The organism is Williamsia sp. M5A3_1d, assembly GCF_053345315.1.
Map to the genome: position 1 here is coordinate 587,640 of NZ_JBKEZX010000001.1, position 24,431 is coordinate 612,070.

Annotated in this window: 19 protein-coding genes; 9 read left to right on the forward strand and 10 right to left on the reverse strand. The window is 70.3% G+C overall.

Translation table 11 applies throughout. The features are described from left to right. Positions 1-54 precede the first annotated feature (54 nt). Both ACLBW1_RS02955 and ACLBW1_RS02960 read left to right on the forward strand, forming a co-directional pair. On the forward strand, positions 55-5,925 hold the full coding sequence (locus ACLBW1_RS02955) for a PE family protein (protein ID WP_447809990.1): 5,871 nt from the start codon (positions 55-57) through the stop codon (positions 5,923-5,925). After that, a complete protein-coding gene (locus tag ACLBW1_RS02960) occupies positions 5,922-6,431 on the forward strand; it encodes a hypothetical protein (RefSeq protein ID WP_447809991.1) in 510 nt (169 codons plus the stop codon). Before ACLBW1_RS02955 ends, ACLBW1_RS02960 begins: the two co-directional genes overlap by 4 nt. Before the next feature lie 15 nt (positions 6,432-6,446). On the opposite strand, the gene ACLBW1_RS02965 is transcribed toward ACLBW1_RS02960, so the two are convergent. The 4 genes from ACLBW1_RS02965 to feoB form a co-directional block, all read right to left on the reverse strand. Further along, on the reverse strand, positions 6,447-7,178 hold the full coding sequence (locus ACLBW1_RS02965) for an HNH endonuclease signature motif containing protein (protein WP_447809992.1): 732 nt from the start codon (positions 7,176-7,178) through the stop codon (positions 6,447-6,449). Between the two features lie 4 nt (positions 7,179-7,182). Beyond that, complete coding sequence (locus tag ACLBW1_RS02970) at positions 7,183-7,956, reverse strand: DUF222 domain-containing protein (RefSeq protein WP_447809993.1); 774 nt, start codon at positions 7,954-7,956, stop codon at positions 7,183-7,185. An 85-nt stretch (positions 7,957-8,041) separates the two neighbouring features. Further along, positions 8,042-8,626, reverse strand: a complete 585-nt coding sequence (locus ACLBW1_RS02975) for a NifU family protein (RefSeq protein ID WP_447809994.1) — start codon at positions 8,624-8,626, stop codon at positions 8,042-8,044. Further along, entirely contained in the window at positions 8,623-10,569 is a 1,947-nt protein-coding gene (feoB, locus tag ACLBW1_RS02980) for a ferrous iron transporter B (protein ID WP_447809995.1), read from the reverse strand. Before feoB ends, ACLBW1_RS02975 begins: the two co-directional genes overlap by 4 nt. Before the next feature lie 205 nt (positions 10,570-10,774). Here feoB and ACLBW1_RS02985 point away from each other — a divergent pair, with 205 nt between their 5' ends. Beyond that, positions 10,775-11,830 carry a hypothetical protein gene (locus ACLBW1_RS02985; RefSeq protein WP_447809996.1) on the forward strand — a complete coding sequence of 352 codons (1,056 nt, stop codon included), beginning with the start codon at positions 10,775-10,777 and terminating at the stop codon, positions 11,828-11,830. Positions 11,831-11,832: 2 nt separating this feature from the next. Here the strand turns inward: ACLBW1_RS02985 and ACLBW1_RS02990 are convergent, their stop codons facing one another. Continuing rightward, a complete protein-coding gene (locus ACLBW1_RS02990; RefSeq protein WP_447809998.1) occupies positions 11,833-12,132 on the reverse strand; it encodes a FeoA family protein in 300 nt (99 codons plus the stop codon). A 169-nt stretch (positions 12,133-12,301) separates the two neighbouring features. On the opposite strand from ACLBW1_RS02990, the gene ACLBW1_RS02995 reads away from it, so the two are divergent. Continuing rightward, positions 12,302-12,952 (forward strand): hypothetical protein, encoded by a 651-nt coding sequence (locus ACLBW1_RS02995; protein ID WP_447810000.1) that lies wholly within the window; start codon positions 12,302-12,304, stop codon positions 12,950-12,952. On the opposite strand, the gene ACLBW1_RS03000 is transcribed toward ACLBW1_RS02995, so the two are convergent. Together ACLBW1_RS03000 and ACLBW1_RS03005 are read right to left on the reverse strand one after the other, a co-directional pair. Next, positions 12,939-13,442, reverse strand: a complete 504-nt coding sequence (locus ACLBW1_RS03000) for a PaaI family thioesterase (RefSeq protein ID WP_447810001.1) — start codon at positions 13,440-13,442, stop codon at positions 12,939-12,941. The genes ACLBW1_RS02995 and ACLBW1_RS03000 overlap by 14 nt on opposite strands. After that, positions 13,439-15,019 (reverse strand): Rieske 2Fe-2S domain-containing protein, encoded by a 1,581-nt coding sequence (locus ACLBW1_RS03005; RefSeq protein WP_447810002.1) that lies wholly within the window; start codon positions 15,017-15,019, stop codon positions 13,439-13,441. Before ACLBW1_RS03005 ends, ACLBW1_RS03000 begins: the two co-directional genes overlap by 4 nt. Before the next feature lie 79 nt (positions 15,020-15,098). On the opposite strand from ACLBW1_RS03005, the gene ACLBW1_RS03010 reads away from it, so the two are divergent. Then, positions 15,099-15,854, forward strand: coding sequence for a lysophospholipid acyltransferase family protein (locus tag ACLBW1_RS03010; RefSeq protein ID WP_447810004.1), 756 nt, complete (start codon positions 15,099-15,101; stop codon positions 15,852-15,854). 6 nt (positions 15,855-15,860) lie between these two features. On the opposite strand, the gene ACLBW1_RS03015 is transcribed toward ACLBW1_RS03010, so the two are convergent. Next, positions 15,861-16,961 (reverse strand): diguanylate cyclase domain-containing protein, encoded by a 1,101-nt coding sequence (locus ACLBW1_RS03015; protein ID WP_447810006.1) that lies wholly within the window; start codon positions 16,959-16,961, stop codon positions 15,861-15,863. Positions 16,962-17,017: 56 nt separating this feature from the next. Further along, on the reverse strand, positions 17,018-18,196 hold the full coding sequence (locus ACLBW1_RS03020) for a diguanylate cyclase (protein ID WP_447810008.1): 1,179 nt from the start codon (positions 18,194-18,196) through the stop codon (positions 17,018-17,020). A gap of 109 nt (positions 18,197-18,305) precedes the next feature. Here ACLBW1_RS03020 and ACLBW1_RS03025 point away from each other — a divergent pair, with 109 nt between their 5' ends. The 3 genes from ACLBW1_RS03025 to ACLBW1_RS03035 all read left to right on the forward strand — a co-directional run bounded on the left by ACLBW1_RS03025 (position 18,306) and on the right by ACLBW1_RS03035 (position 20,353). Next, positions 18,306-19,094, forward strand: coding sequence for a lysophospholipid acyltransferase family protein (locus ACLBW1_RS03025; RefSeq protein WP_447810009.1), 789 nt, complete (start codon positions 18,306-18,308; stop codon positions 19,092-19,094). A gap of 1 nt (position 19,095) precedes the next feature. After that, positions 19,096-19,926, forward strand: coding sequence for an HAD family hydrolase (locus ACLBW1_RS03030; protein WP_447810011.1), 831 nt, complete (start codon positions 19,096-19,098; stop codon positions 19,924-19,926). A 61-nt stretch (positions 19,927-19,987) separates the two neighbouring features. Further along, on the forward strand, positions 19,988-20,353 hold the full coding sequence (locus ACLBW1_RS03035; protein WP_447810013.1) for a hypothetical protein: 366 nt from the start codon (positions 19,988-19,990) through the stop codon (positions 20,351-20,353). Between the two features lie 12 nt (positions 20,354-20,365). Here the strand turns inward: ACLBW1_RS03035 and ACLBW1_RS03040 are convergent, their stop codons facing one another. Then, positions 20,366-22,534 (reverse strand): N-acetylmuramoyl-L-alanine amidase, encoded by a 2,169-nt coding sequence (locus tag ACLBW1_RS03040; protein WP_447810014.1) that lies wholly within the window; start codon positions 22,532-22,534, stop codon positions 20,366-20,368. Positions 22,535-22,769: 235 nt separating this feature from the next. Between ACLBW1_RS03040 and ACLBW1_RS03045 the strand changes: the two genes are divergently transcribed. Continuing rightward, positions 22,770-24,431 (forward strand): SpoIID/LytB domain-containing protein, encoded by a 1,662-nt coding sequence (locus tag ACLBW1_RS03045; protein ID WP_447810015.1) that lies wholly within the window; start codon positions 22,770-22,772, stop codon positions 24,429-24,431.

The window sequence follows — 24,431 nt, forward strand, 5'->3', positions numbered from 1 at the left end:
GTTGGTTTCTAGGGTCTTCCAGAAGTCTCACTGTCGAGGTTCGAGGGAGTTGTCGTGGGTGTTCACAAGGCGTCGCGGGTGTCCAGCAAGACCGTCGGTAAGGCGGGCCTGGCGGGCACTGCCGTCGGTGCGGTGGTGACCACGGCAGCGGCAGCGGTCTTGGTGGGATCAGGTATCGGCTCGGACCCGGCCACACTGACTTCCGCGGCTCGGGTCGACGTCTCGACGGTCAACGCTCTGAGCCGTGTGCACCTCGAAGGCGTTGTGCTCACGGGCAAGACCCTGCAGATGCTGTCGTCGTTGCCCGTGGGGTCGTCGGTGGTCGTCCCCGAGCAGGCACCCCTGTCCACCGCGCCCGGCACCACCTCGTCGGTGCCGCCGTTGTCGGGTCAGGGTGCTGCGCCGGTGCAGTTGTTCGTTCCGTCGTCGGGTGTGGGTGGTTCGGGTCCGGTGTCGCAGGCGTCGGTGTCGCGGTTCAGCATGTTCTCGTCGGAGACGACGTGGACTCCGCTGCGGACTGCGGCGGGTTCGTCGTCGACGGCGTATGCGTTTGTGCCTGCTGCGGGTACCGATCCGCTGGCCGGGCTGGGGATGTTGATTCGGGTGTTCATCGGTGATGGCGCTGATGCTCCGGCGGATTGTGTTGCGGCAGCGTGCAATGGCGGTAACGGTGGCCTTCTGTTCGGTAATGGTGGTCGTGGTGCGAATGGCGGAGCGGGTGGCAATGCCGGGTTGTTCGGTAACGGTGGCGCGGGTGGTGCCGGCATTGCAGGGACGGCGGGTGCGGCGGGACAGGCTGGAACGGCGGGCGGCAACGGCGGCGCGGGTGGTCGGGGCGGGGTGTTCGGCAGCGGCGGCGCCGGTGGTGCGGGTGGTCTCGGTGGTGCGGGCGGCGCTGGTGTCGATGGCGTGACCGGTGCGGCGGGGTCTGGCGCGGGTGCGGCGGGTGCCGATGGTGGTGCCGGAACGTCCGGTGGTGCGGGTGGTCGTGGAGGGAACGCCGGCGTCGGCGGCGCTGCGGGCTTCTTCGGCACGGTCGGGCTGGTCGGTACGAACGGCACCGGCGGAGCGGGCGGTTCGGGTGGACGTGGTGGCAACGGAGGTGCGGGTGTCGACGGCGCGGCAGGTACGGCCGCGACGGGCGTGGGTGGCAATGGTGGCGACGGTCAGGACGGCGGTGCGGGCGGTAACGGCGGTACCGGTGGCGTGGCGGGTGCGGGTGGCGCGGCGGGAACCGGGGGAACCGGCGGGGCGACAGGCCTGAGCGGTACAGCCGGCACGCGAGGCGTGGGCGGTAGCGGCGGAGCGGGTGGTTCCGGTGCCGCGGGTGCGAACGGATTGACCGGTGACGCCGGCGCCACCGTGAGCGGAACAGGTACGAACGGCAACGCGGGCGGTGTCGGCCAGGCGGGTGGCAACGGTGGTCGCGGCGGGAACGCCGGCGTCGGCGGCGCTGGTTCGACAGCGGGCGCGACGGGGGCCAACGGCTCCGGAGGTGCGGCGGGCAACGGCGGTATGGGCGGAGCCGGCTCGGCAGGAATGAACGGCGCGAACGGGATCGACGCGACGACTGCCGGCGGATCGGGAATGAACGCTCAGGCCGGCGGCAGCGGCGGTGCCGGAGGCGCGGGCGGTGCAGCGGGTGCGGCCGGCGTCGCGGGAACGGTGGGGACCGGCGGTGTGAACGGTGCCGCCGGCTCGGCAGGTGTGCAGGGCGCGGGCGGTGCCGGTGGCAACGGCGGTGTCGGCGGTGCGGGCTTCGCCGGCGGTGTAGGCGCGAATGGCGCGAACGGCACGGACCCGGGCGCTGACGGCGGCACCGGTGGCACCGGACTGACCGGCGGCAATGGTGGAGCGGGAGGTGACGCCGGACTCGGTGGCGCGGGTTCGACCACGGGTGCGGACGGCGCCGGCGGCTCCGGAGGTGTCGCGGGCAGCGGCGGTATGGGTGGACTCGGTGGCAACGGCGCACGGGGCGCGGACGGTACGAACGCGACGACAGCGGGCGCCTCGGGCACCGAGGGCAAGGCCGGCGGCGCAGGCGGTGCCGGTGGCGCGGGTGGCGCGGCAGGAATCGCAGGTGTGGCGGGCGCCGGGCGGGGAGGTTCCGCGGGCGCAGCCGGAGTCACAGGTGCGCAAGGCGCGGGAGGCAACGGCGGAAGCGGTGGAACCGGTGGTTCGGGTGCCGCTGGAGGCGCCGGCGCGACCGGTCTCGTCGCGGTCGGAACCGGAACCAACGGGAACACCGGCGGGGTCGGCCAGGCAGGCGGCGACGGTGCTCGAGGCGGTGCGGGCGGTGCCGGAGGCGCGGGATCGGTTGCAGGACAATCAGGAATGAGTGGCAACGGAGGCGCCGCCGGCGCCGGCGGCAAGGGTGGTACCGGATCGAGCGGGACCGACGGCGCGGACGGCGCAGAGGGCACACCCACCGGCGGCAACGGCGCGGCCGGACAGAACGGTGGCATGGGCGGAGCGGGTGGTGCCGGTGGCGCGGCGGGCATCGCCGGTGCCGCCGGTGCCGGCACGGGCGGCGTCGCTGGGGCGGGTGCGCTCGCTGGCATCCAAGGCGACGGTGGAAACGGTGGTAAGGGCGGCGACGGCGGAGCGGGTGCGACCGGGGGGACCGGCGCCACCGGGACCACCGCCACCGGGTTCGGTACGAACGGGAACGTCGGTGGCGTCGGCCAGTCCGGCGGCAACGGAGGCCGGGGCGGCAACGCAGGCGTTGGGGGCGTCGGAACCGTCTCCGGCGCGGTGGGGGTCAACGGGAACGGCGGAACTGCAGGCGACGGCGGCCAGGGTGGTGCCGGCTCGAACGGCACCGCCGGGGCGAACGGGACGAACGCGACGGCGCCCGGCGATTCGGGGACCGACGGACAGGCAGGCGGAAGAGGTGGCGCGGGCGGCGCCGGCGGAGCGGCTGGGATCGCGGGTGCGACCGGAACAGGAGGAATCGGCGGAGTGGCCGGAGCTGCCGGGTCCGCGGGTCTCCAGGGCGTGGGTGGTGCCGGTGGTGATGGCGGCACCGGTGGATCCGGTGCGAACGGCGCGACCGGAGGTGTCGGCGCGGCTGCGGTCGGAGCCGGGTCCGCGGGCAACACCGGCGCGATCGGTCAGGCCGGCGGCAACGGCGGGCGCGGCGGGAACGCCGGTCAGGGCGGCGCCGGCTACACGACTGGCACAGCCGGTCGGAGCGGCGACGGTGGTGCGGCCGGTGACGGCGGCCAGGGCGGCGCGGGATCAGCAGGCGCGAAAGGCGCTGATGGACAATCGGTTCAGACTGCGGGCAGCGCGGGCACCGACGGACAACGCGGCGGAACGGGTGGCGCCGGCGGTGCCGGCGGAGCGGCGGGTGTCGCGGGCGCGGCCGGCGACGGGACCGGCGGCGTGAGCGGGGCGGTCGGAGTCGCAGGTCTGCAGGGGGTCGGCGGGGCCGGCGGTGGCGGTGGTCGTGGCGGTGACGGAACGGACGGCGAAAGGGGCTCGGCGGGGACAACCGCTGTCGGCGCGGGGGCGAACGGGAACACCGGTGGCGCAGGCACGAACGGCGGCAGCGGTGGTCGCGGCGGCGACGCCGGCATCGGCGGCCAGGGGTCGACGAACGGTGCGGTCGGTGCGAACGGTGTCGGCGGCGCGGGCGGCGACGGAGGCCAGGGCGGAATGGGTTCGCGCGGTAACGACGGTGCGTCCGGTCGAGACGTCTTCGTGGCAGGAGAGTCGGGAGCAGCGGGCCAGGACGGGGGTCGTGGAGGCGCCGGTGGCAGTGGCGGGCTCGCGGGCCTCGGCGGCGCGTCAGGTGTCGGCGGAACGGGCGGCGGCGTCGGTCTCGGCGGCACGAAGGGAACAGACGGTGTGGGCGGGGCCGGTGGAAACGGCGGCAACGGGGGGAACGGCGCTGACGGCGCGACCGGCACAGCGGGCCGGACGACCACCACCGTTGCCGGTGCCAATGGCAACACCGGCGGCGCAGGGCAGTCCGGTGGCAACGGTGGTCGCGGTGGAAACGCAGGTGCCGGTGGAACCGGTGTGGTGACGGGCCTGTCCGGGCGAGCGGGCAACGGCGGCTCGGCCGGTGACGGCGGGATGGGCGGCGCAGGTTCGGACGGCAACGACGGGGCACGCGGCGCCGACGGAGGCTCGCTCGGGAATGCGGGATCGACAGGCGGTGCCGGAGGAAGCGGCGGTGCCGGTGGCGTCGGCGGTGCAGCAGGAACGGCGGGCGCTGCCGGATCGGGAGGCGGCGGCACGAGTGGACTGGCCGGCACGGCCGGGATCCAGGGCGTCGGCGGCAACGGCGGTGACGGTGGGCGCGGCGGCAACGGCGTCAGGGGCGGTGACGGTGTCGCCGGATTCAACGGCGGCGCGGCCCAGAACGGCGGCGCCGGTGGGGCGGGCGGCAATGCCGGTGCCGCGGGCACCGGTTCGACGAACGGGGCGGCCGGTGTCGACGGCTCCGGCGGCAACGGGGCGAACGGCGGCAACGGAGCGGCCGGAGCGAACGGGGCCACCGGGACGACGGGTACATCGACCTCCACCGCCGGTGGGACCGGCGGTGCGGGCGTCACAGGCGGCGCGGGCGGAAACGGCGGTGCGGCAGGCGTTGCCGGCACCGGCGGCACCGGGGGTTCGGCAGGTGTGCGGGGCAACGGTGGCAATGGTGGTCGGGGCGGCGACGGAGGAATCGGTGGCACGGGTGCCGCAGGGACCGACGGCGCCGCGGGCGCGGACGGAAGCACGTCGAATCGGGTCGGCGGATTCGGCCTGAACGGCACCGCCGGTGGTACCGGTGGTACCGGAGGCGTCGGTGGTGGTGGCGGTGCGGCAGGCATCGGACTCGTCGGTGGTGCAGTCGGCGCGAACGGCAACGGTGGCGCAGGCGGTACCGGCGGACGGGGTGGGACCGGAGGTACCGGCGGAACCGGCTTCAGCAACTCGGCCGGTGGATTCGGAGGAGGATCGGGCGGATCCGGAGCGTCCGGCGGTATCGGCGGGAACGGTGGTGCTGCAGGCTCCGGAGGCGCGTTCAACACCGGGACATCCGGCACGATGGGGGCGTTCGGTCCGAATGGCGCGGGCGGTCGCGGAGGTGACGGTGGAACGACTGTCAACGGGTTCGGCGGCTTCGGTGGCCAAGGCGGGGGTGTGGTGTCCGCCGTCGGTGACGTCGTCGGCGGAGCAGGAGGCAACGGTGGGTCCTCGGTCACCGGAACGGGCGGGGCCGGCGGCGCAGGAGGATCTGTCAACACCACGCAGGGACAGTCTGTCGGTGGGGCCGGCGGTCAGGGCGGTGGCGGTGTGACCGGCGGTCGCGGGGGGCAGGGTGGCGACGCACTGTCGTCGCAGCAGAACGCATCGTCGGTGGGCGGTGCCGGCGGGGCCGGTGGCGCCGGCGGTTCAGGCGGCAGAAGCGGTCTCGGCGGCCTGGGTGGAGGCGGCGGAACGGCGACCGGTCCGGTGGCGACCGGTGGCCGGGGTGGAGCAGGCGGAGCCGGTGGCGTCGCGACGAGCGGCGGCGCCGGAGGTGCAGGAGGTGCGGCCAACGGCAACACCAACGGCAACGGTGCCGGGACGGCGACCGGAGGTGCCGGTGGAGCCGGTGGAGCCGGTGGACCGAACACGATCGGCGCCGCGTCGCCCGGCACCACCGCCGGTAACGGAGGGGCGGGTGGCGCCGGTGGAAACGCCGGCAACACCGGCGCAAGCACCGGCAACACCGTCGGTGGTGCCGGCGGCACCGGTGGTGCCGGTGGTTCGGCCAACCCCGCGACGAACGGTGGTCGGGGCGGAAACGGTGGCGTCGGTGGCAACGCGACCGCACCGGGCGCCGGCACGGCCACTGGGGGAACGGGCGGCGCCGGCGGGCTCGGATCGGGCCCCGTCGCGTCCAATGGTACGAAGGGGTCCAACGGAAGTGGGGTCGGATGAGCCAGCAGTCGTCGCACCGAGGTCGAGTTGCCGACAACCGGAGGTCGACGGTCGTCGCTCTCGTCTCGGCGGTGATCGCCGTGGCGGCGTTGGTGGTCGCGGTGTTCGCACTCGCGCAGGGTGGATCGGACGACGACGCGCCGAGTTACTCCGAGACGCAGCGTTCCGGCGACACCCGCACGGTGTGTGATGCGTTCGCGCTGAACCTGAAAGCGGTGTCGATCCAGACCGGGGCGCAGGCGCCCGCGGGGGATTCAGGCGTATCAGCGGCGGCCGCCAACGCGCGACTGGCGTTGTTCGCGGCGTCGGTCAACCTCACCGACACCCTCGAATCCGCCCCGGCGGCACCCGACGGGCTGCGTACGGCGGTGACGGACCTCGCCCAGCAGTACCGCACCGTCGCAACGCAATACCTGGCCGGCGCCACCACGACGTCGTCGGAGGTGGCGGCCGCGGTGCGCAGCGCAGGAACGGCAGCGACCACGGTCACCAACGCCTGCAGGTAGGCGTCGGGGATCGCGTCAGAACGGTGGATCAGGTTCGTCGAGTCGGGCATGCTCGACGGCACGACGATGCGCGTCGCGTTGTCGGATGCGGAGTTCGTCGAGGTGCCTGCGTGCCGGGTGGTCGGCGCGACCCGGTGGGGACCGCAACGCGGAGAACAGGTCGGTGCCCGTGTACGCGTTGCCGAGGAACATGTGGCCCGTGGGCGACTGGAACAGCACGGTGCCCATGGCGTCCTGAAAATCGCGCCATGCCGTGAAAGTCTTGAGCCGATGGTGAAACCGACACAGCGGCTTGAGATTCGACCGATCGGTGCGCCCACCCTCGTGCGGATCCCGGTGGTCGAACGGATCGGTGTGGTCGAGATCGGTCGTCCACACGGGTGAACTGCACCCCGGGAACGTGCAACACAGTTCACCGGTGCGGATGGGCGCCTGCAGCTTGCGGCTGGGGGTGTACCCGGTGGCGTTCGACGCAGGTGGTTCCGGCCGGATGAACTCGCGGTGAGCCTCGGCGAGCAGCGACCGCATCGTGTCGGCGTCGATGACGCCGTGACCGTCGAGGAAGCCCGGCTGATCGTCGAGACCGAGCAGCGTCGAGAGGTTCGCGACGATGTGGAAGGTGGGCCGGGCGTGCAGGGGTGTCGGACCCTCCGAAGCCTCGGTGCCCGGTCCGATGTCGTTGGGGAGCGTGACGCAGTCGCCGCACTGGCATGACAGCCGGGATTCACGGCGGGACAACGCGATCAATGCATCAGCGCGGCGCTGGTCGAGGGTGCGGATCGATGCTGTGGGGCTGGCCGGCCATGGAAGCGATCCGGGCCTCGATCTCCGCGGCCGATGCCATCGGGAGCGACGCGCTGATCCGGGACTGGCCGGGAGCGTGCCGATCGGGTCGTACCGTCACCTTGCGATCGGCTTCGGCGCGTTCGCGCCGGCGCAACAGCGCCTCGGGATCGACATCGGCGACGATCGCATCGACCATCACCGTGAAGCGCGCCCGCGACATCGGCGGCCGGGCGAATATCGCCTGCGCGAGATGGGCATCGACATCGGCGATGGTGTCGGGTGAGCACAACGTTGTCCGTGACACCGCGATGAGGAACTGCGACAGGTCGAGGCGGCCGGTGGCGAGAGCGTGACCGGTGAACGACAGCCGATGCCGTAGGGCGGATCCGGCGACGATGAACTCACGTGCCCTGCTCGGCGCGACATTGAGGACGGCGCCGACCTCGGCCATCGCCCGCTCGAGACCGTCGGGCCCGAACTCCGAGCGTGGGTCCTGCTTCGCGCGCGCAGCAGCGTTCATCTCGGCGAACTGTTCGCTCGACGTGGCCTCACCGCTGTGCCGTTCGGCGACCTCCGCGAGGAAGTCCTCTGCGCGCTCGTCGTGGATGAGACTCGCCGCCTGCAACATCCGATAGTCGGCGGATGCGGTCACCGATCGGCAGTGCGCCAGCACTTCGACGAGTTCGACCGCGGTCAAAGCAGTGTCTTCTGCCAGCTGCGTCACCACCCCCGAGGTCATGGGTACGAACGTACAGGCAGGCTCCGACAACCGGCCCGAGCAGCGACGACGCCTTGTGGACGGACGAGAACTGTGGAGGAAGCAGTCAGCTGCGCGACGACACCGGGAACAATCCCAGTAGTCGACCACCCGACGCGAGAGAGGGCGCCGCTGCCACACGTACCTCTATCAACGCCGGGAACAGCTCGCGCACAGCTTCTTCGAAGCGGTCGGTGAGGGTGACGTCGGAGGCGGGGCAGTGCGCGCAGGTCCCGCCCAGTGACACGGTGACCACCCCGGCGTCCACATCGACGATGTCGAGTGCGCCGCCGTGGGACCGGATGAAGTCACCCACCTCGCCGGCGAGCACCTCGTCGACGGCGGCGCGCAACACCTCGTCGACCGTTCCGGCTCGGCGAGGATGCCACTGTGCGGGCGAGGCGAGAGCCGCACCGAGGGCGGTGCGGATCGCAGCCCCCTCGCGACGCCAGGAACTGCCTTCGCGCAATCGGATTCGCACTGCCGCCGGTTCGGCGGTGATCACATCGATCACACCCGAACCGACGAACGCGCCGAGCTCTACCGGTACCGTGATGACCTCGCCGACGAAACCCAACGTCCCCGCGGGCATCACCCAGCGCAGCTCCTGCGGCGAGCCGGGAACCGCCTCGGGATGGATGGGGACGGTCATGTCACCGCCGCCACGATGGTGTGTGCGGCGAACGCCATCACCCAGGCGAGCACGAACATGTATCCGAATGCGATGGCGGGCCACTTCCAGGTGCCGGATTCGCGACGCATCACACCGATCGTCGACATGCACTGCAGCGCATAGAGGAAGAACACCATCAGCGCGGCCAGCACGGGCGGGGTGAACAACGGTTCGCCGATGCGCTCACCACTGGTGACGCGCATCGTCTGCAGAGCGTTGCTCGGATCGTCGGGGTTCTCGGCCGCGCCGACCTGTCCGAGCGTGGCCACGAACGTCTCGCGCGCCGACAGCGATGCGAGGATGCCGATGTTGATGCGCCAGTCGAATCCGAGCGGCGCAAACACCGGCGCGATGAACTTGCCGACCGCTGCCCCGGCACTGTGTTCGATGACGTACGACGACGTCGCTGCATCGTCGTTCGGGTCGATACCTGCGGCGCGGAAGTCGTTGTCGCCGCGTGTCGGGAGGTTGAGCAGCAGCCACAGCGCGGCCGTGGTCACCACGATGATGACGCCGACCTTGCGGACGAACCCGCGGCAGGCGCCCCACACCGACAGCGCCATCGAACGCACCGACGGCCATCGGTAGGGCGGCATCTCCATGTAGAACGGCAGCAGCGGCCCGGTACCGCGACCGATCCGCGAGAACAGCCACGCCGTCGCCATCGCCGACACCGCACCGCCGAGGTACAGCGCGAACATCACGACACCCTGGGCGCCGAACGGTCCGACACGGTCAGACGAGTCGACGAGAAGGCCGGTCAGCAGGATGTACACCGGGAGTCGCGCCGAACAGGTCATCAGCGGCGCGGCCATCATGGTGGCCAACCGATCCCGGGTCGAGGGCAGCGTGCGCGTGGCCATGATCCCGGGGATCGCGCACGCCAGCGACGACAGCAGAGCCACGAAGGCGCGTCCCTCCAGACCGGCGATCGACATGATCTTGTCCATGAGGAACGCAGCGCGCGCCATGTACCCGACGCCCTCGAGCAGCGCGATGAGGATGAACAACAGCGCGATCTGCGGCAGGAACACCAACACCCCGCCGACGCCACCGATCATCGCGTCACCGAGAAAGCTGGCCAGCCAACCGACCCCGATGTTGTCGCGCACCAGGCCGGCCAGGTAGTCGAAGAACTGCTGCACGTAATCCTGCAGCGGTGCCGCGACGGTGAAGATGACCTGGAAGAAGGCGAACATCGTCGCGAAGAAGACGAGCGAGCCCCAGACCGGATGCAGCAGAACGGCATCGATGCGACGGGTGCGGTCGTCCAGCTTCGGCAACCGATAGCGGGACGTGGTCAGCACCGACTCGATCCACGCCGTCACCTCGGGGCCGTCGGCAGGAGGGGCGAGCGCGGGTGTGGTCCACCGATCGGGATGGGGGAGCAGTTCACGCAGAGCGCCGAGTTCGCGCCGTCGTCCGCCGACCACCGCCACCACGGGGACACCGATCGCGCGCGAGAAGGCATCGACGTCGATCGATCCCTGCCGCCGGGTCAGCTCATCGGTGAAGGTGAGGACCGCACACACCGGCAGGTCGGCGCCCAACACCTGCGCCAGCATCCCGAGCGACCGGCGCAGTGTGGTCGCGTCGAGGGTGACGACGAGACCGTCGGGGGTCTCGGTGGTGACCTCGTGGGGATCGAGGACGTCGGCGACGATCTGCTCGTCGGGGCTGATCGCGTCGAGACTGTAGGTGCCCGGCAGGTCTTCGACGAGGACGTCGTGCTCACCGACCTGGGTGCGCCCCTCGTATCGGGCGACGGTGACGCCCGGATAGTTGCCGGTCTTCGCGCGCAGCCCCGTGAGGGCGTTGAACAGGGTCGTCTTGCCCGAGTTGGGGCTGCCGACGAGGGCGAGACGGGCGTCCGACGAGTGGTCGTCGAGCGACCCCGCGCCACCGTGCGGTCCGCAGCTCATACGTCCCACCCCTCTCGTCGATCCGAGTCAGGTAAGGCTCTCCTGGACTCTCCGTCCACCACAGTAGCGCCGGCGGGACACGCCCCGCGCGCTGCTGAGACCGGCTGCCCGAGTTGCCCGATTGCCTGGGTCGGCGTTGCTGATCGACACCCTCTCGACATCGCGGCGCCGACCCCTGTTCATCTCGATCGATCACCGTCGGCACATGAGAATCGCGACCCGCCTGGCCACCCTCGTGCTCGCTCTCGCCGCTGCGATGACCGTCGCGCCCGGATCGGCAGGAGCGATCGATTTCGGGAGCTCCGGACTCGGCGACGACGCCGGCACGTACACCTATGCGGTGATCGGCGATGTCCCGTACGGACAGCCGCAGATCGACGTGTTCCCGCAGTGGATCGCGCAGATCAACGCCGACCGTGCTGTCGACATGACCTTCCACGTCGGCGACATCAAGAACGGGTCGACGAAGTGCACCGACGACTACTTCGCCCTGATCCGAAAGGACTTCGACACCTTCCGCCGCCCCTTCCTCTACACCCCGGGCGACAACGAGTGGACAGACTGTCACCGGGCCAACAACGGTGCCTACAACCCCCTCGAACGCCTCTCGGCGGTTCGGAAGACGTTCTTCCCGCGCCCCGGCCGCACCCTCGGGCAGCGGGCACGGCCGGTCGCCTCGCAGAGCGGCATAGGTTTCCCCGAGAACGTGTCGCTCTCGCAGCGTGGGGTGTCGATGGCGACGCTGCACGTGGTCGGCAGCAACGACGATCTGCAGCCGTGGACGGGCATCGGGCAGACCGCCGCCAACCCGGGTCAGATCGCCGAGGAGACCGCGCGAATCAACGCGGCCATCGCCCAGGTGCGCAGCAGCTTCGCCGTCGCGAAGGCGCGCAACTACCGGGCGGTGTCGTTCTACACCCAGGCCGACATGTTCGACCCGACCTACGCGGTGACACAGAACGACAACTCGGCGTTCACCCCGCTCGTGCGCGCATTGGTCGAGGAGTCACGTGGTTTCGGCAAGCCGGTGTACCTGTTCAACGGTGACAGCCACGTCTACAACTCCGACACCCCGCTGGCGGCCGGCTCGAAGTGGTTGTCGTTCTACGGGATCAGCGGTGCAGCCGACAATCTGACGCGAGTGACGGTGGACGGGTCGTCGAACAACAAGGACTATCTGCGGGTGACGATCTCGAAGCCGAGTGAACCGAAGGTGCTGACCTGGACCCGCGTGCCGTATCTGGTGCAGGCCGCGGGCTGAGCTCAGGCGGCTGCGACGACCTTGATGCAGTCGGCCTGGCGGCGCCGCAATGCGATCTCGTAACCGGCGACGCGGACGACCACGGGACCTCGCATCGGTGCGCGGCGTACGGCGACCACCTCGGCGCCGGGCGCGAAACCGAGGTCGAAGAAGCGGCGGGCCGCCGACGGATCGGCGTCGGCGCACAGGCGGGATACGATCGCGGATCGGCCCAGCGCCAGGTCGCTGATGGCGACCTCGCCGACCACGGGCTCATCTGCGGCGATGGCGCGCGAGCGGAGACGGTCGGTCGTGATCGACATGTCGCCCCCTGCGGTGGTCGTGCCGGGTAAGTGAGGCTTACCTAGCTGAGATGAGGCAAGCATAACCACGAATCGGTGACCCGCGCCAGACCCTCGATGAGCATCGGTAACGATCTGTCCGATACGGGCGATCTGTGTGTACGCCCGTCCGACAACCGAGGGACAGACCATGACCAGGATCGCGACCCACCTGACCGCCGCCATAGCTGCAGTCCTGCTCGTCGGCCTGAGCGCGGGATGCTCGTCGGACTCCTCCGATACCGCCTCGCCGACCTCGACGGTCACCGTGACGTCTCCTACAGCGACGTCCGCGCCCAGCGACGGCACCGGTTCGGCAGATGCAGGGGCGACCGACGCCACGTCCGCCGCGCCGCAGGAGACCACCCGACAGCAGCGGCCCCCTGCGATCACCGTCGTGCCCGCATCGACCTACGCCGTCGGGTCGTACTACGCGTTCGCCAGCCCCAGCGGAAAGATCCAATGCCGCTCCATCGAAGGCAATTTCATCTGTCGCACCCAGGACCTGCCACACACCGTGCCGACCTCCTCGCTGTGCAACTTCTACGGGGGCGAGGAGCAGGGTCGTGCGGTGCAGTTCGGGTGGTTCACCAGTCGGCCGGACGTGTGCGCCACGATCATCCAGGGCGAGGGGTGGAGTGCTCAGCGGATTCTCGGCTACGGCGAACGGGTCACGCTGCCCCCAGCAGGTGGCCGCACCGTCACCTGCTCGTCGGCGACCGACGGCCTCACCTGCACCCAGGTCGGCGGTTCCGGCGCCCGCGGGTTCTTCCTCTCCGCGGCCTCGTTCACCGTTCTGTAGAGCCCAGCATCAGCAGCGTCGACGTGGCGCTGGCGACGAGTCGGTGCTCGGCGTCGTGGACCTCGGCGCGGACGGTGGCGGTGGTCCGGCCGTGGTGTTCGACGACGGCGCGCACCCGGATCGCGCCGCTGTCGGGGGCGATGGCGCGGATGTAGCGACAACTGAGGTCGAGCGTGGTGAAGCGGCGGTTCTCCGGGTTGACGGTCATCAGGGCCGAACCGAACGCCGCGTCGATCACCGCGGCGATGAGCCCACCCTGGATGGTCCCGAAGGAGTTGCAATGGAACTCGCGTGGTTCCAGCTCGAGAACCGCCCACCCCTCGCCCGCGTCCACCGGCCGGTAGTCGATGGTCGACGACGCCGGGCTGAGGGGCAGCTCACCGGCGATCTGGGCGTGCACCTGCTCGATACCGTGTAACTCGGCATGGGCTCGACCGGCCGGCGGCGTCCACGTGTAGTCGCGCCGTGGCTCGTCGACCACCTCCGTCACGACTCGATCTTGTTGGCGCGCAACTCATGTCCTTTGGAGGTGAGGCAGCGACCGGTCGGCAGGTCCCACGACCACCCGTGCAGGTTGCAGGTCAGCTTCTCACCCTCGATCACACCGAACTTGCTCAGATCGGCCTTCAGGTGCGGACAGCGACGCTGGATCTCCCAACCGTCCTTGGTGATCGACGCCGAATCGTCGTGCGCCTCGGAGAACCAGCCGTCGGCGTAGGCGATGCGTTCGGGCGTCAGGCATTTGAAGAACGTGTACAGGAATTCGTTGTATCCACCGATCCGCCAGGTGGTGAACCGCGTCGACAGGAAGATCGTGTTCACCCAGTCGGGCTCGTCGTCACGTAGCACCGTGCGCACCAACTCGGGCGGGATGCGGAAACCGTAGCGGTACTTGCCCTCACCCTCCTTCGGCTCGCGCACCGTCCGGTTCGGGAAGTCCAGCACCACGGTCTGATCGCCGAGAACCAGCCCCACCGGGTAGCCGATGCCGTCACAGATCAGGTCGCTGCCCGCCATGATCGGCTCGAAGAGATCCCGCAACGGCGGCAGCAGCGGCTCGCCCTCGGCCGGCGCCCACGACGCCTTCGCCTCGGCGATCACCGGCGCGAACTTCGTCGCCATCTTCTCGAGGTAGGCGCCCTTGTTCGCACCGAACACCTGCTCCGGTGGATAGGGGTGGCTGATCTCCACGAGCTCGGATCCCCGCAGCTCCACCGTCGATCCCGACACCATCATCAACCCGCGATGCTTGCTGCCGTCGTCGGTGCCGTGCTCGGTCATCTGATCCAGGAACGTCGCCTGATCGGGGAAGATGCTCGTGGTGTCGGGCGTGCCGTCGGCGTCGGGGACGTCGTTGAGATAGCGCAACTCGGGGTCGAGGAACATCGGTGGCCCCGCCGAGGGCACCACCCAGGTGGCGCCGACCTGCTCGATGTACGACCGCGCCCGGTCCATGCCGCGCTGACGCTTCTGCGCCGCGAAGTTGGCCTTCGTCTTACGCGGGATGTCGTAGACCATCGGATACCAGATCGCGCCGGAGTATTGGAGCAGGTGGATGTCGATGTGGCCGAACGCATCCGAGATCACGTCGAGATCGACCGGGCGTGCGTCGTTCATGTTGAAACACGTGGTCTCGCCGTCGGAGACGATCAACCCGCTGTCGCCGATGGGTCCGTCGGCCGGCGCGCGGAGCGCCACGATCATGACCTCGAGGCTGCCCTTGTCGCCGCTGACGGTGGTCTTCACCGAGTCCTGCGTCTCGACGAAGGTGTGGAACCCGAGCGCCTCGAGCTCGCGCCGCAGATCCGGCACCGGGTAGTCGGGCAGCAGGACGGTGGCGTCCTTGTTGACGTTCTCGGCGAGGTTGCGTGCGTCGAAGTGATCGCGGTGCAGGTGTGAGACGTACAGGTAGTCGCAGTCACCGAGCGAGCGCCAGTCGAGTTCGGAGTTGTCGGGGAACGGGATCCACGAGGCGAAGTAGGCGGGATTCACCCACGGGTCACACAGGATGGATCCGGCCGCGGTCTGGATGTGGAACCCCGCGTGTCCGATGCTGGTGACCTGCACTCGATGCCTCTCTCTCGATCAAGCGGTCCGTCGCTACGACCGCACCTCCAGGGTAGAGGCGGACGCTAGGGTCATCGGCATGGAACCCGCGTACGACACCGTGATCGCCATCGCCCGCTCGATGTGGGCCGCGCAGGGCTTGAAGTTCACCGTCACCGGCGCCGAGAACGTCCCCTCCTCCGGCGGGGCGGTCATCGCGATCAACCACACCGGGTACCTCGATTTCACCTACGCCGGGCTCCCGGCCTTCCTGCACGGCCGCCGCAAGGTGCGGTTCATGGCCAAGAAGGAGGTGTTCGACTCGAAGGTGTCCGGGCCCATCATGCGTGCGCTCCGGCACATCCCGGTCGATCGTGGGGCCGGCGCCGAGAGCTATCGCGCTGCCGTCGAGTACCTGCAGCGTGGGGAGCTGGTGGGCGTGTACCCCGAGGCCACCATCAGCCGCAGCTTCGAGATCAAGGACTTCAAGACCGGCGCCGCACGCATGGCGCTCGAGGCCAACGTGCCGATCGTCCCCACCGCGATCTGGGGTGCGCAGCGCGTCTGGACCAAGGGACACCCGAAACGCATGGGGCGCTCGAACACCCCGATCAGCATCGGTGTCGCGCCGCCCATCACACCGACCGGCACCCCGGAGGAACTGACCGCCACACTGCACCAGGTGATGACCGACACGCTGCACGAGATCCAGGACGCCTACGGCCCCCACCCGGCCGGCGAGTTCTGGGTTCCCGCCCGGCTCGGCGGTGGTGCCCCCACGCTCGACGAGGCCAACGCCATGGACGCCGAGGAATCGGCCGAGCGGGCCCGTAAGCGCACCGAGCGCGAGCGCTGACCGTCCTCAGACCTCCGCGACGCTGACCCTGTCACCGCCGGCTCGCTTGGCCTCGTACATCTGGGCGTCGGCCACTCGCATTGCGGCGTCGAACTCGCCGTCGGCGGCGCCGCCGAGAGGGTTGCCGACGATCGCCCCGCCCACGCTGACCGTGACGGGGATCGGGTCGTCCGGGGCGTGCAGGTGCAGCGGAAGCGCCCCGACCATCATCGTCACCTCGCGGCGGGGTCCGACGATCACCAGGGTGAACTCCTCGCCGCCGGTGCGCCCCACGACCGAGCCGGGTCCGGCGAGTTCGACCATGCGATGCGAGATCCGCTGCAGCACCTCGTCTCCGGCGTCGTGTCCGTGGGTGTCGTTGACGTGTTTGAAGCCGTCGATGTCGACGATCACCACCGCCACCGAAGATCGATCGTGCACCGCCGACTGCCACACGGGGTCGACCGAGACCTCCAGGCCACGCCGATTGCGCAGACCGGTCAACGGATCGATGAGCGAGCGCCGCGCGTCGACCGACAACACATGCCAGGCGACGTGCGCGGCGATCGGGACCCCGCACACGGCCCCCAGGAGGACCAGGCCCCCGGCGGCCACGGCGAACCCGTCGATCTCGCTGGCCCGGGCGAGCCGCCACGTGCAGAACACGATGACGCCGCTCGCCCACGCCAGGTGGGCCAGCAGCCAGCGCGAACTCAGGAAGTAGGTACACAGGGCGCCGGTGATCACGAACAGTGCACATCCGACGGCACTCACCAGGGGGCTGTAGAGCAGGAGCACCACGGTCAGACCGACGTCGCCGAACACCGCGAAACCCACGAAGTACAACTGTGCTGCGCGCTGGGTGGTGGGGGCCGGGACGAAGATGATGAAGGCCGCCGTCACCGCCTGGAGCGCCAGGACCACCACGGTGATCGAGACCGCGACCGTCCCGCGTGGACCCTGCGGGCTGTGGAGCAGGAGCAGCGAGCACGCGGCGTAGAGCGCGATGCACGCGGTGAACACGAGGCGTATCGGCCCGTTGAGCGATCGCGTGGAGTGGTGGTGGACGATCCACGCGTAATCGTGCGGGTCGGAGAGCCATCGAAGCGCAGACGCCCTGACGCCCACCCCGACCAGCGGAGGGCGGGGCCGTACGCGTCCGCGACCTGAGAACATCGTCGGGTTCATCGTATCGCGACCCTCACCCGGTCCCCTCCGGCGCGTTTCGCCTCGTACATCTGCACGTCGGCGATACGGAGGGCGCGCCGGAAGTCGTCGGCGGCCTCTCCGGCCGGGGCCGGGGTGGTCACGATGGCGGCTCCCACGCTCACGGTGATGACGGTCTGGCCATCGAGTCGCTCGCCCGGATCGACGGGCACCCGCACGCGCGTGGCGAGGTCGCCGAGCTGAGTTGCGAGCGCGTCGGCGACGCCGCAGCGCACCACCATGAACTCTTCGCCCCCGCTGCGGCCGTGGAGACCGTCGGCGCCGGTGGCGGCGCACATCGTCTCCGCGAGACGCCGCAGCACGTCGTCGCCCACATCGTGTCCGAAGGTGTCGTTGATGCGTTTGAAATCGTCGACGTCGACCACCACGACGGCGATCGCGGCGCCGGACGAGCGCGCCGCGCCCCACATCGTCTCCAGTGACGCCTCGATGCCGCGGCGGTTGAACAGTCCGGTCAGGGGGTCACGCACCGACTGCCGCGCGTCGACCGACAGCAGCGTCCACGCGATGTGCGACGACACCGGGACCCCGCACACGGCCATCACCATCACCACCACGGCCGAGGCGATCGCCCATCCGTCGACGAGGTCGGTCAGGTGGACCCGCCAGGCCATGAGCAGGATGAACGCGAACGAGAAGGTGAGGTGGGCCAGCAGCCACCGGGAGCTGACGAAGAACATGCACATCGCACTGTTGAGGACGAGCAGTGCGCACCCGAACGCCCCGTCGATCGGCGGCAGGGTGAGCATGACGGTGGCCACGCCGATGTCGCCGAAGAGCACGAACCCCACGAAGTAGGCCCGGGCGAGTTCATTGGTGTGGGGGAGGGGGACCAGTAGGACGGCCGCGATCACGATGGCCTGCAGCACGAGGACCACGAGGGCGATGCGCGTCCCCGTCTCACCCTGCGGACCCCGCGAACTCAGCAGCGCGAAGACCGAGCTCATCGCGAGCATGAAGGTGTTGGCGGCCAGGGTGAGGCGGATCGGCGTCTGCAGCGGCCGCATCGAGTGGTGATGGACGATCCACAGGTAGTCGTGCGGGGCGAGAGACCACATCCGCAACGCCCGGCCGAACCCGTCCGCCCCCAGCACGGGTGCACGGTCGAGACTCGAGGTCTGACGGGACTGGAGCACGCGGTTTGCTTTCGGGTCGACGAAGTTCGGCCCCCCGACGGGCTCGGCCAACATCATCGCACCCCGTATCGCAGTCCGTGGCGCCCTTGAGGGTCGATAGTCTGAGGAGATGGAACCCGTCTATCGGACGCTCGAGATCGCGGCACATGCCCTGGTCCGGGCGCAGGGGATGCGGTTGTCGGTGCGCGACGAACACAAGCTGCCCGCGACCGGTGGGGTGGTGCTCGCGGTGAACCACACCGCCTACGTCGACTTCCTCGCCGCGGCCCTCGGTGTGTACCGCGCAGGTCGTCGCGCCCGCTACATGATCAAGTCGGAGATGATGGACAACCCGCTGGTGCGCTTCCTCATCACCCACACCCACACCGTTCCGGTGGACCGATCGGCCGGTGCGCAGGCGTACGCCCAGGCCGTGCAGAACCTGCGCGAGGGCTACGTCGTCGGCGTCTACCCGGAGGCCACCATCAGTCGCAGCTTCGAACTCAAGGAGTTCAAGACCGGTGCGGTCCGGATGGCGGCAGAGGCGGGGGTGCCGATCGCCCCGGTGATCGTCTGGGGCGCGCAGCGGCAGTGGAGCAAGGGCGTCCCCCGCGACATGGGTCGCAGTCGCATCCCGGTGTCGGTGCGATTCGGTGACCCCGTGCAGGTCGCGGCCGATGCCGACGTGGTCGCCGAGACCGCGCGCCTCAAGACACAGATGTCGGAGCTGCTCGATGCGGTGCGCACCGACTACGGCGAACATCCCGCCGGTGCGCCGTGGGTCCCCGCGTCGATGGGCGGCAGTGCACCGACGCCCGCGCAGGCCCGCGAGATCGAGGACGCCGAGGCCGTCCGCAAGGCGGAGCTCCGCGAACGCAGGCGTGTCGAGCAGGCTGCCCGCGAGAAGGGTCAGGGCTGACGTGCGACGAACCCGGTTCGGGCCGCCGTCGCTGATCGTCAGCGACGTCGACGGCACCCTCGTGGACAGTTCCGAGAACGTCCGTTCGTTGACCCGCCACGCCCTGCGTCGCGCCGCGGAGGAGGGCACGGCCTTCGTGCTCGCGACCGGCCGACCACCCCGATGGATCGCCCCGATCGCCGAGCAGCTCGACCACGTGACCTACGCGGTCTGCGCCAACGGCGCCATCGTCTACGACGTGTCCGCCGACGTGGTGCTGCAATCGGCCACCCTGCCTCCGGAGACGCTCGCCGAGATCGCCGAGATCGCGCGCCGTGAGATCCCCGGATGTGGCCTCGCCGCCGAACGGGTCGGCGAGAGCGCGCACGATTCGGCGACCGCGCCGTTCGTGGCCGCGGCGGGATACGTGCACGCGTGGCTCAACCCCGACCATGTCGAGGTCGGCGACGACGACATCGTCTCGGCGCCGGCGGTGAAGATGCTGATCCGCAAGCCGGGCGCGTCGAGCGACGCGATGGCCGCGGCCATGACCGCCGCGGTCGGCGACCGCGCCGCGGTCACCTTCTCCACCGACAACGGGCTCATCGAGCTCGCCGTACCCGGTGTCGACAAGTCGACCGGTTTGCGACGGTTGGCCGAGATCGCATCCCTGCCGGTCGATTCGGTGGTCGCGTTCGGCGACATGCCCAACGACGTGGAGATGCTGCGCTGGGCGACTCGCGGTGTCGCGATGGCCAACGCCCACCCCGCGGCGCGGGCCGCGGCCGACGAGATCACCACGAGCAACGACAACGACGGTGTGGGACGCGTGCTGCACCGCTGGTTCCACTGATCGGGGCGCACCCCACCCGACGGAGGTCGACAGGCGCGTCCGCTTCGGGGACACTGTGGTCGTGAACACAACTCAGGATCGCCGCCCCACCGCCCGCACGATCGCACTCGGTGTCGCCTCGACGGCGGCCGCTGCCGGACTCGTCGCCGCCGGCGCCGGTGTCGCCTCCGCCGCACCGTCGGCACCCGAGGGGTCGTACACGAAGACCTTCACCTCGCGGTACTACCCGACCCCGCAGAGCGCGGTCATCGGTGCCGAGATCAACCTCTACCTGTTCAACTCGGTGCGCCTCAACGGCAACCAGGCCTGCTCCGAGCAGCGCAACCCGGTGGTCAAGCCCGACCGGCCGACCGGTTGGACGGCCACCATCACCGCCATCTGCCTGCGCGACGCGGGCACCGGCGCCTCGAACCAGTCGGTCAACTGATCTGACCGCGAGTCAGTTCGCCGGGCCGGTGCTGGGCACCGGTACCGGCGCACTGGCCCCGTTCATCTGCGTCCCGAGGCTTCGGGTGAACTCGTCGATGAACGCCTTGATCACCTGCACCACCACGCCGCTGCTCTTGTTGAAGACCAGCGAGCCGAACTGGAACGCCTGGGTGATGATGCCGCTGATCGCGGAGTCCTCCGATCCGGTCGGCAACCCCAGCGCGCTCTGCTCGTAACCGGCTGCGCCCCACGCCTTCGCGATGGCGCCCTGGACGACCTGCGCCCCGGTCTGCGGCGACCAGTAGATCTTCCCGTTCGTGAAATCGACGTACTTGGCCAGCCCGTTCGGGGTGGTCAGCTCGGCACTGGTCGGTGCGCCCAACGCGCCGGTCGCCCCGCCCATCGACAACCACTTCTGCGCGATGGCGCCCGGGTCGGTCGCGGAGAGGACCTGCGTCGCGACCCCACCCAGCGTCGTCGAGTCGTTCGGCGCCGTGGTCGGTGACGTCGCCGTCGGGCTCGCCGGTGCCGGGGTCGCGTCGGTCGGTGCTGTCGCGGTGGGGGCCGTGGTGCCGGCGGCGGCGAGATTGCCCGCGGCGACCTCACGGATCTGCGGGAGTGCGGCGTAGCCCAGCGTGCCAGGGCACTCGGTGTTGTCGTAGTCGCGGTGCCCGCTGATGACCGGAAGGTCCGAGTTCTGGCCGGCGGCGAATCGCGCCGAGTCGAAACCCTGCGAGGTCAGCTGTGCGGTGCCCTTCGGGTCGAGTCCGGCGAGCTTGAGACGCCAGCCCAGGTAGCTGCCGACCGATCGGATCATCTCGGCGGTGGGTGCGACGTCGTTGTAGTTGCCGAGCATCGCCACGCCGACGGTGTCGCGGTTGAAGCCGCCGGTGTGGGTTCCCTGCACGTTGCGGTCGAGACCGCCGAACGCGCCCTCGAAGATCTGTCCGTACTTGTCGACGAGCGCGTTGTAGCCGATGTCGCACCAGCCGAGCGTCTGCGCGTGATAGGCGTAGATGCCGCGCACGATCTCCGCCGACTGCTCCGGGGTGTAGTCGTTGTTGCCCGCGGAATGGTGCACCACAGCGGCTTTCAGCGTCGGATCGTAGGTCGGCTGATCGCAGCGCTTGGACTCGTCGGCGCCCCACTGCGCGCGGGTGATGACCGGCGGTTGCTGACCGGGCAGCACCGTCGGCAGACCGAGGGCGCCACCGGAACCGCCGGGGGTGCCGGGGTCGATGAGTGCGGCCTTGAGCGTCGAGACGACGTTCTCGAGCACGCTCGGCGTCGAGGGACCGGTGACCGGAGCGGGCCCGGTCGCCGTCGTGGTGCCGGGCGCGGGCGTCATCGGGTCGCCCGCGACGGGTGAGCGCGGGACGGTGAACGCCCTGGGCGCGATGTCACCCGGGGCGACGGTCATCTCGGGCTTGCCGTCTGCGCCGGGGATCGCCGGTGTGGCGACACCGGCTCGGGTCACGGCGACCTGGACGGCCTTGGTGACCCCGACCCAGATCGGTTCGGTGCCGGCTGTCGCCCGCTCGCGGGTGCGGGGATCGCCGTCGGCGGGATCGGCCGAGAGCCACGGACCCCAGCTGCCGTCGGACTTCTGCGCCCGGATGAACGCGGTCGTCTGGGCGAGGGCCTGCTCGGCGGCGGCCGTCGCGGCCTGCGGGGTGTTCGCGGCGGGCTTCAGGTCGTCCCAGGTGAGGCCGATCATGCTGAACGGTCGGTCACGGCTGATCTCTTTGACCACCGCTCCCGCGGGTACGTCAGCCGAGACCGGTGTGCGGGGATCGGTGGTCGGCGCGGGTGCGGTGGTGGTGCTCGCCGTCGGCGCCGTGCCGGTGGGGAACAGATCCGAGGGCAGCAAGCCGGGCGGGAGCACGCCGGAGGGGATCACCTTCGCCAGATCGGGCAGCGGAATCGACGACAGGTCGATGGGCGGCAGGGTCACACCGGCCGCGGCGAGGCCCGACCGGACGACGTCGAGGACGAGGGTCGGCACCGTGTTCAGACCGACCTGACTGATCGTGGTCGCCTCGGCGGCGAGTGTGGGTCGTCGCTGGTCGGTGGTGTTCTCGGGGGCGCTGCCGCCGATGACGGCGATCACGGGGCTGGCCACGACCACGGCCGCGACGGTCGCCACCACGATCGACGGCCTCGAGCGGCGGTATCGCACAGTGAACTCCTCGCGTGGCGGTGATGGCAGACGACGAGTCGTCGTGCACAGACCGCCACATCGTGTGATCGCGGGAGGGGCAAGTCCAGAACCGGACACGGCGTGGCGTGAAACTCGTGATGCTGTTGTTACCGCATGGGGCTGTTGTGACTACTAATCGGACACTATCGTCGCTGGAAGTCCCATCCATTCGCACGCATCACGCTGTTCGCCCAACCGCAAAGGACCCCAGCCGATGGCACAACGGGCCACCGACCGACGTCTGCTGACCTCGGCAGCACTCGGCCTCGCGCCCGTTCTCGTGCTCGGCGCCGGCATTCTCGGCGTCGGGGCCGTCGCGTCCCACCGCGACATCTCCGAGTCGGTGAGCCTCTCCGTCGGCAGCCAGGTCACGTTGATCGGTCACGGGTTCGGACACGGGCGAGGGATGGGGCAGTACGGCGCGTACGGCTACGCCAAGAAGGGCTGGACGGCCGATCAGATCCTCAACCACTACTACGGTGGCACCACCGCGGGGAAGACGGACAAATCCGTGACCGTTGCGCTCACGCGCAACACCACGGCGAATGTGCGTGCGGACGCCGGGATGAGGGTCGGTGGCCAGACGGTGGCGCCCGGACAGGCGGTTCGACTGTCCGGGACCACCGCCACCGTCACCGCCGGATGTGGCGGCGCGGTGGTCCGGACCATCTCGGTGAGCCCGCCCACGATCGACCCGATCAACACCGCGGGCAACCGGCCGGCCAACGAGTGGCTGCGATTCTGCGGATCGAACGACGCCTACCGCGGCTCCATCGGGCTCGACGGCGGGCGCGTGGTCAACATCGTCGGCGCCGACGACTACACCAAGGGCGTCACCCCCAAGGAGAGCCCGGCCCGCTGGGCCGACTCCGGTGGCGCCGAGGCACTCAAGGCCCAGGCCGTCGCCGCGCGCACCTACGCACTCGCCGCCACGGCCAAGGGCAAGAAGATCGACGACACGATGATGTCGCAGGTCTACGGCGGGGCCGGCGGCGAGGACCCGCGCACCAACACCGCCGTCGATGCGACCGCCGGCCAGATCCGTGTCGTGGGCGGGCAGCCCGCGTTCACCGAGTTCTCCTCCTCCACCGGCGGGTACACCGCGGGTGTGAACTTCCCGGCCGTCGTCGACGACGGTGACACCGAATCCCCCAACCACAACTGGACCGCCACCGTCGGATCGGGCAGCATCGCCTCGGCCTTCGGCGTCGGCGCCCTCACCGGGTTCCAGGTGATCCAGGCCAACGGCCTCGGGGCCGAGAACGGCCGGGCGATCAAGGTCCGCATCTCCGGCAGCAGTCGCACGGTGGAGGCCACCGGCGACGAGGTCCGCTCGAAGCTGCAGCTGAAATCCGCCTGGTTCACCGTCCAGGGGCAGCCCAAGCCGCAGATCGTGGCCCCGCCCGCGGGTGTCGGCGCGGGCACCGCCACCCTGCCCGGCGTCCCGTCGGTGCCCGGTGGCGTGCTCCCGTCCCTGGTCGATGCGGTCACCGGCGCGCTCGGTGGGCTCGTCAGCCCGTCGACCCCGGGAACGCCCGCGGCGCCGAGCGCCCCGACAACGCCCGGCGCCCCCTCCGGTGGTGACCTGTCGACCCTGATCAGCGGACCCATCTCCGCGGTGCTCAAGGCCGCGATCGCGGCCATCGACGCCAAGATCGTTGAGCTCGGCGGCCCCTCGGGACTGCTCGGGCAGGTCCTCACCCCTGTTCTCCAGCTGGCCGGCGGTGGCTTCCTGCAGAAGTTCGCGAACGGCAACGTCTACTTCAGTCCGCAGACCGGGGCGCACGCCCTCGTGGGGCCTGCACTCACCGATTACGTCGCCAAGGGAGCCGAGGGCGTCCTCGGCCTGCCGACCGCGGACGCGGGAATCCGCTGA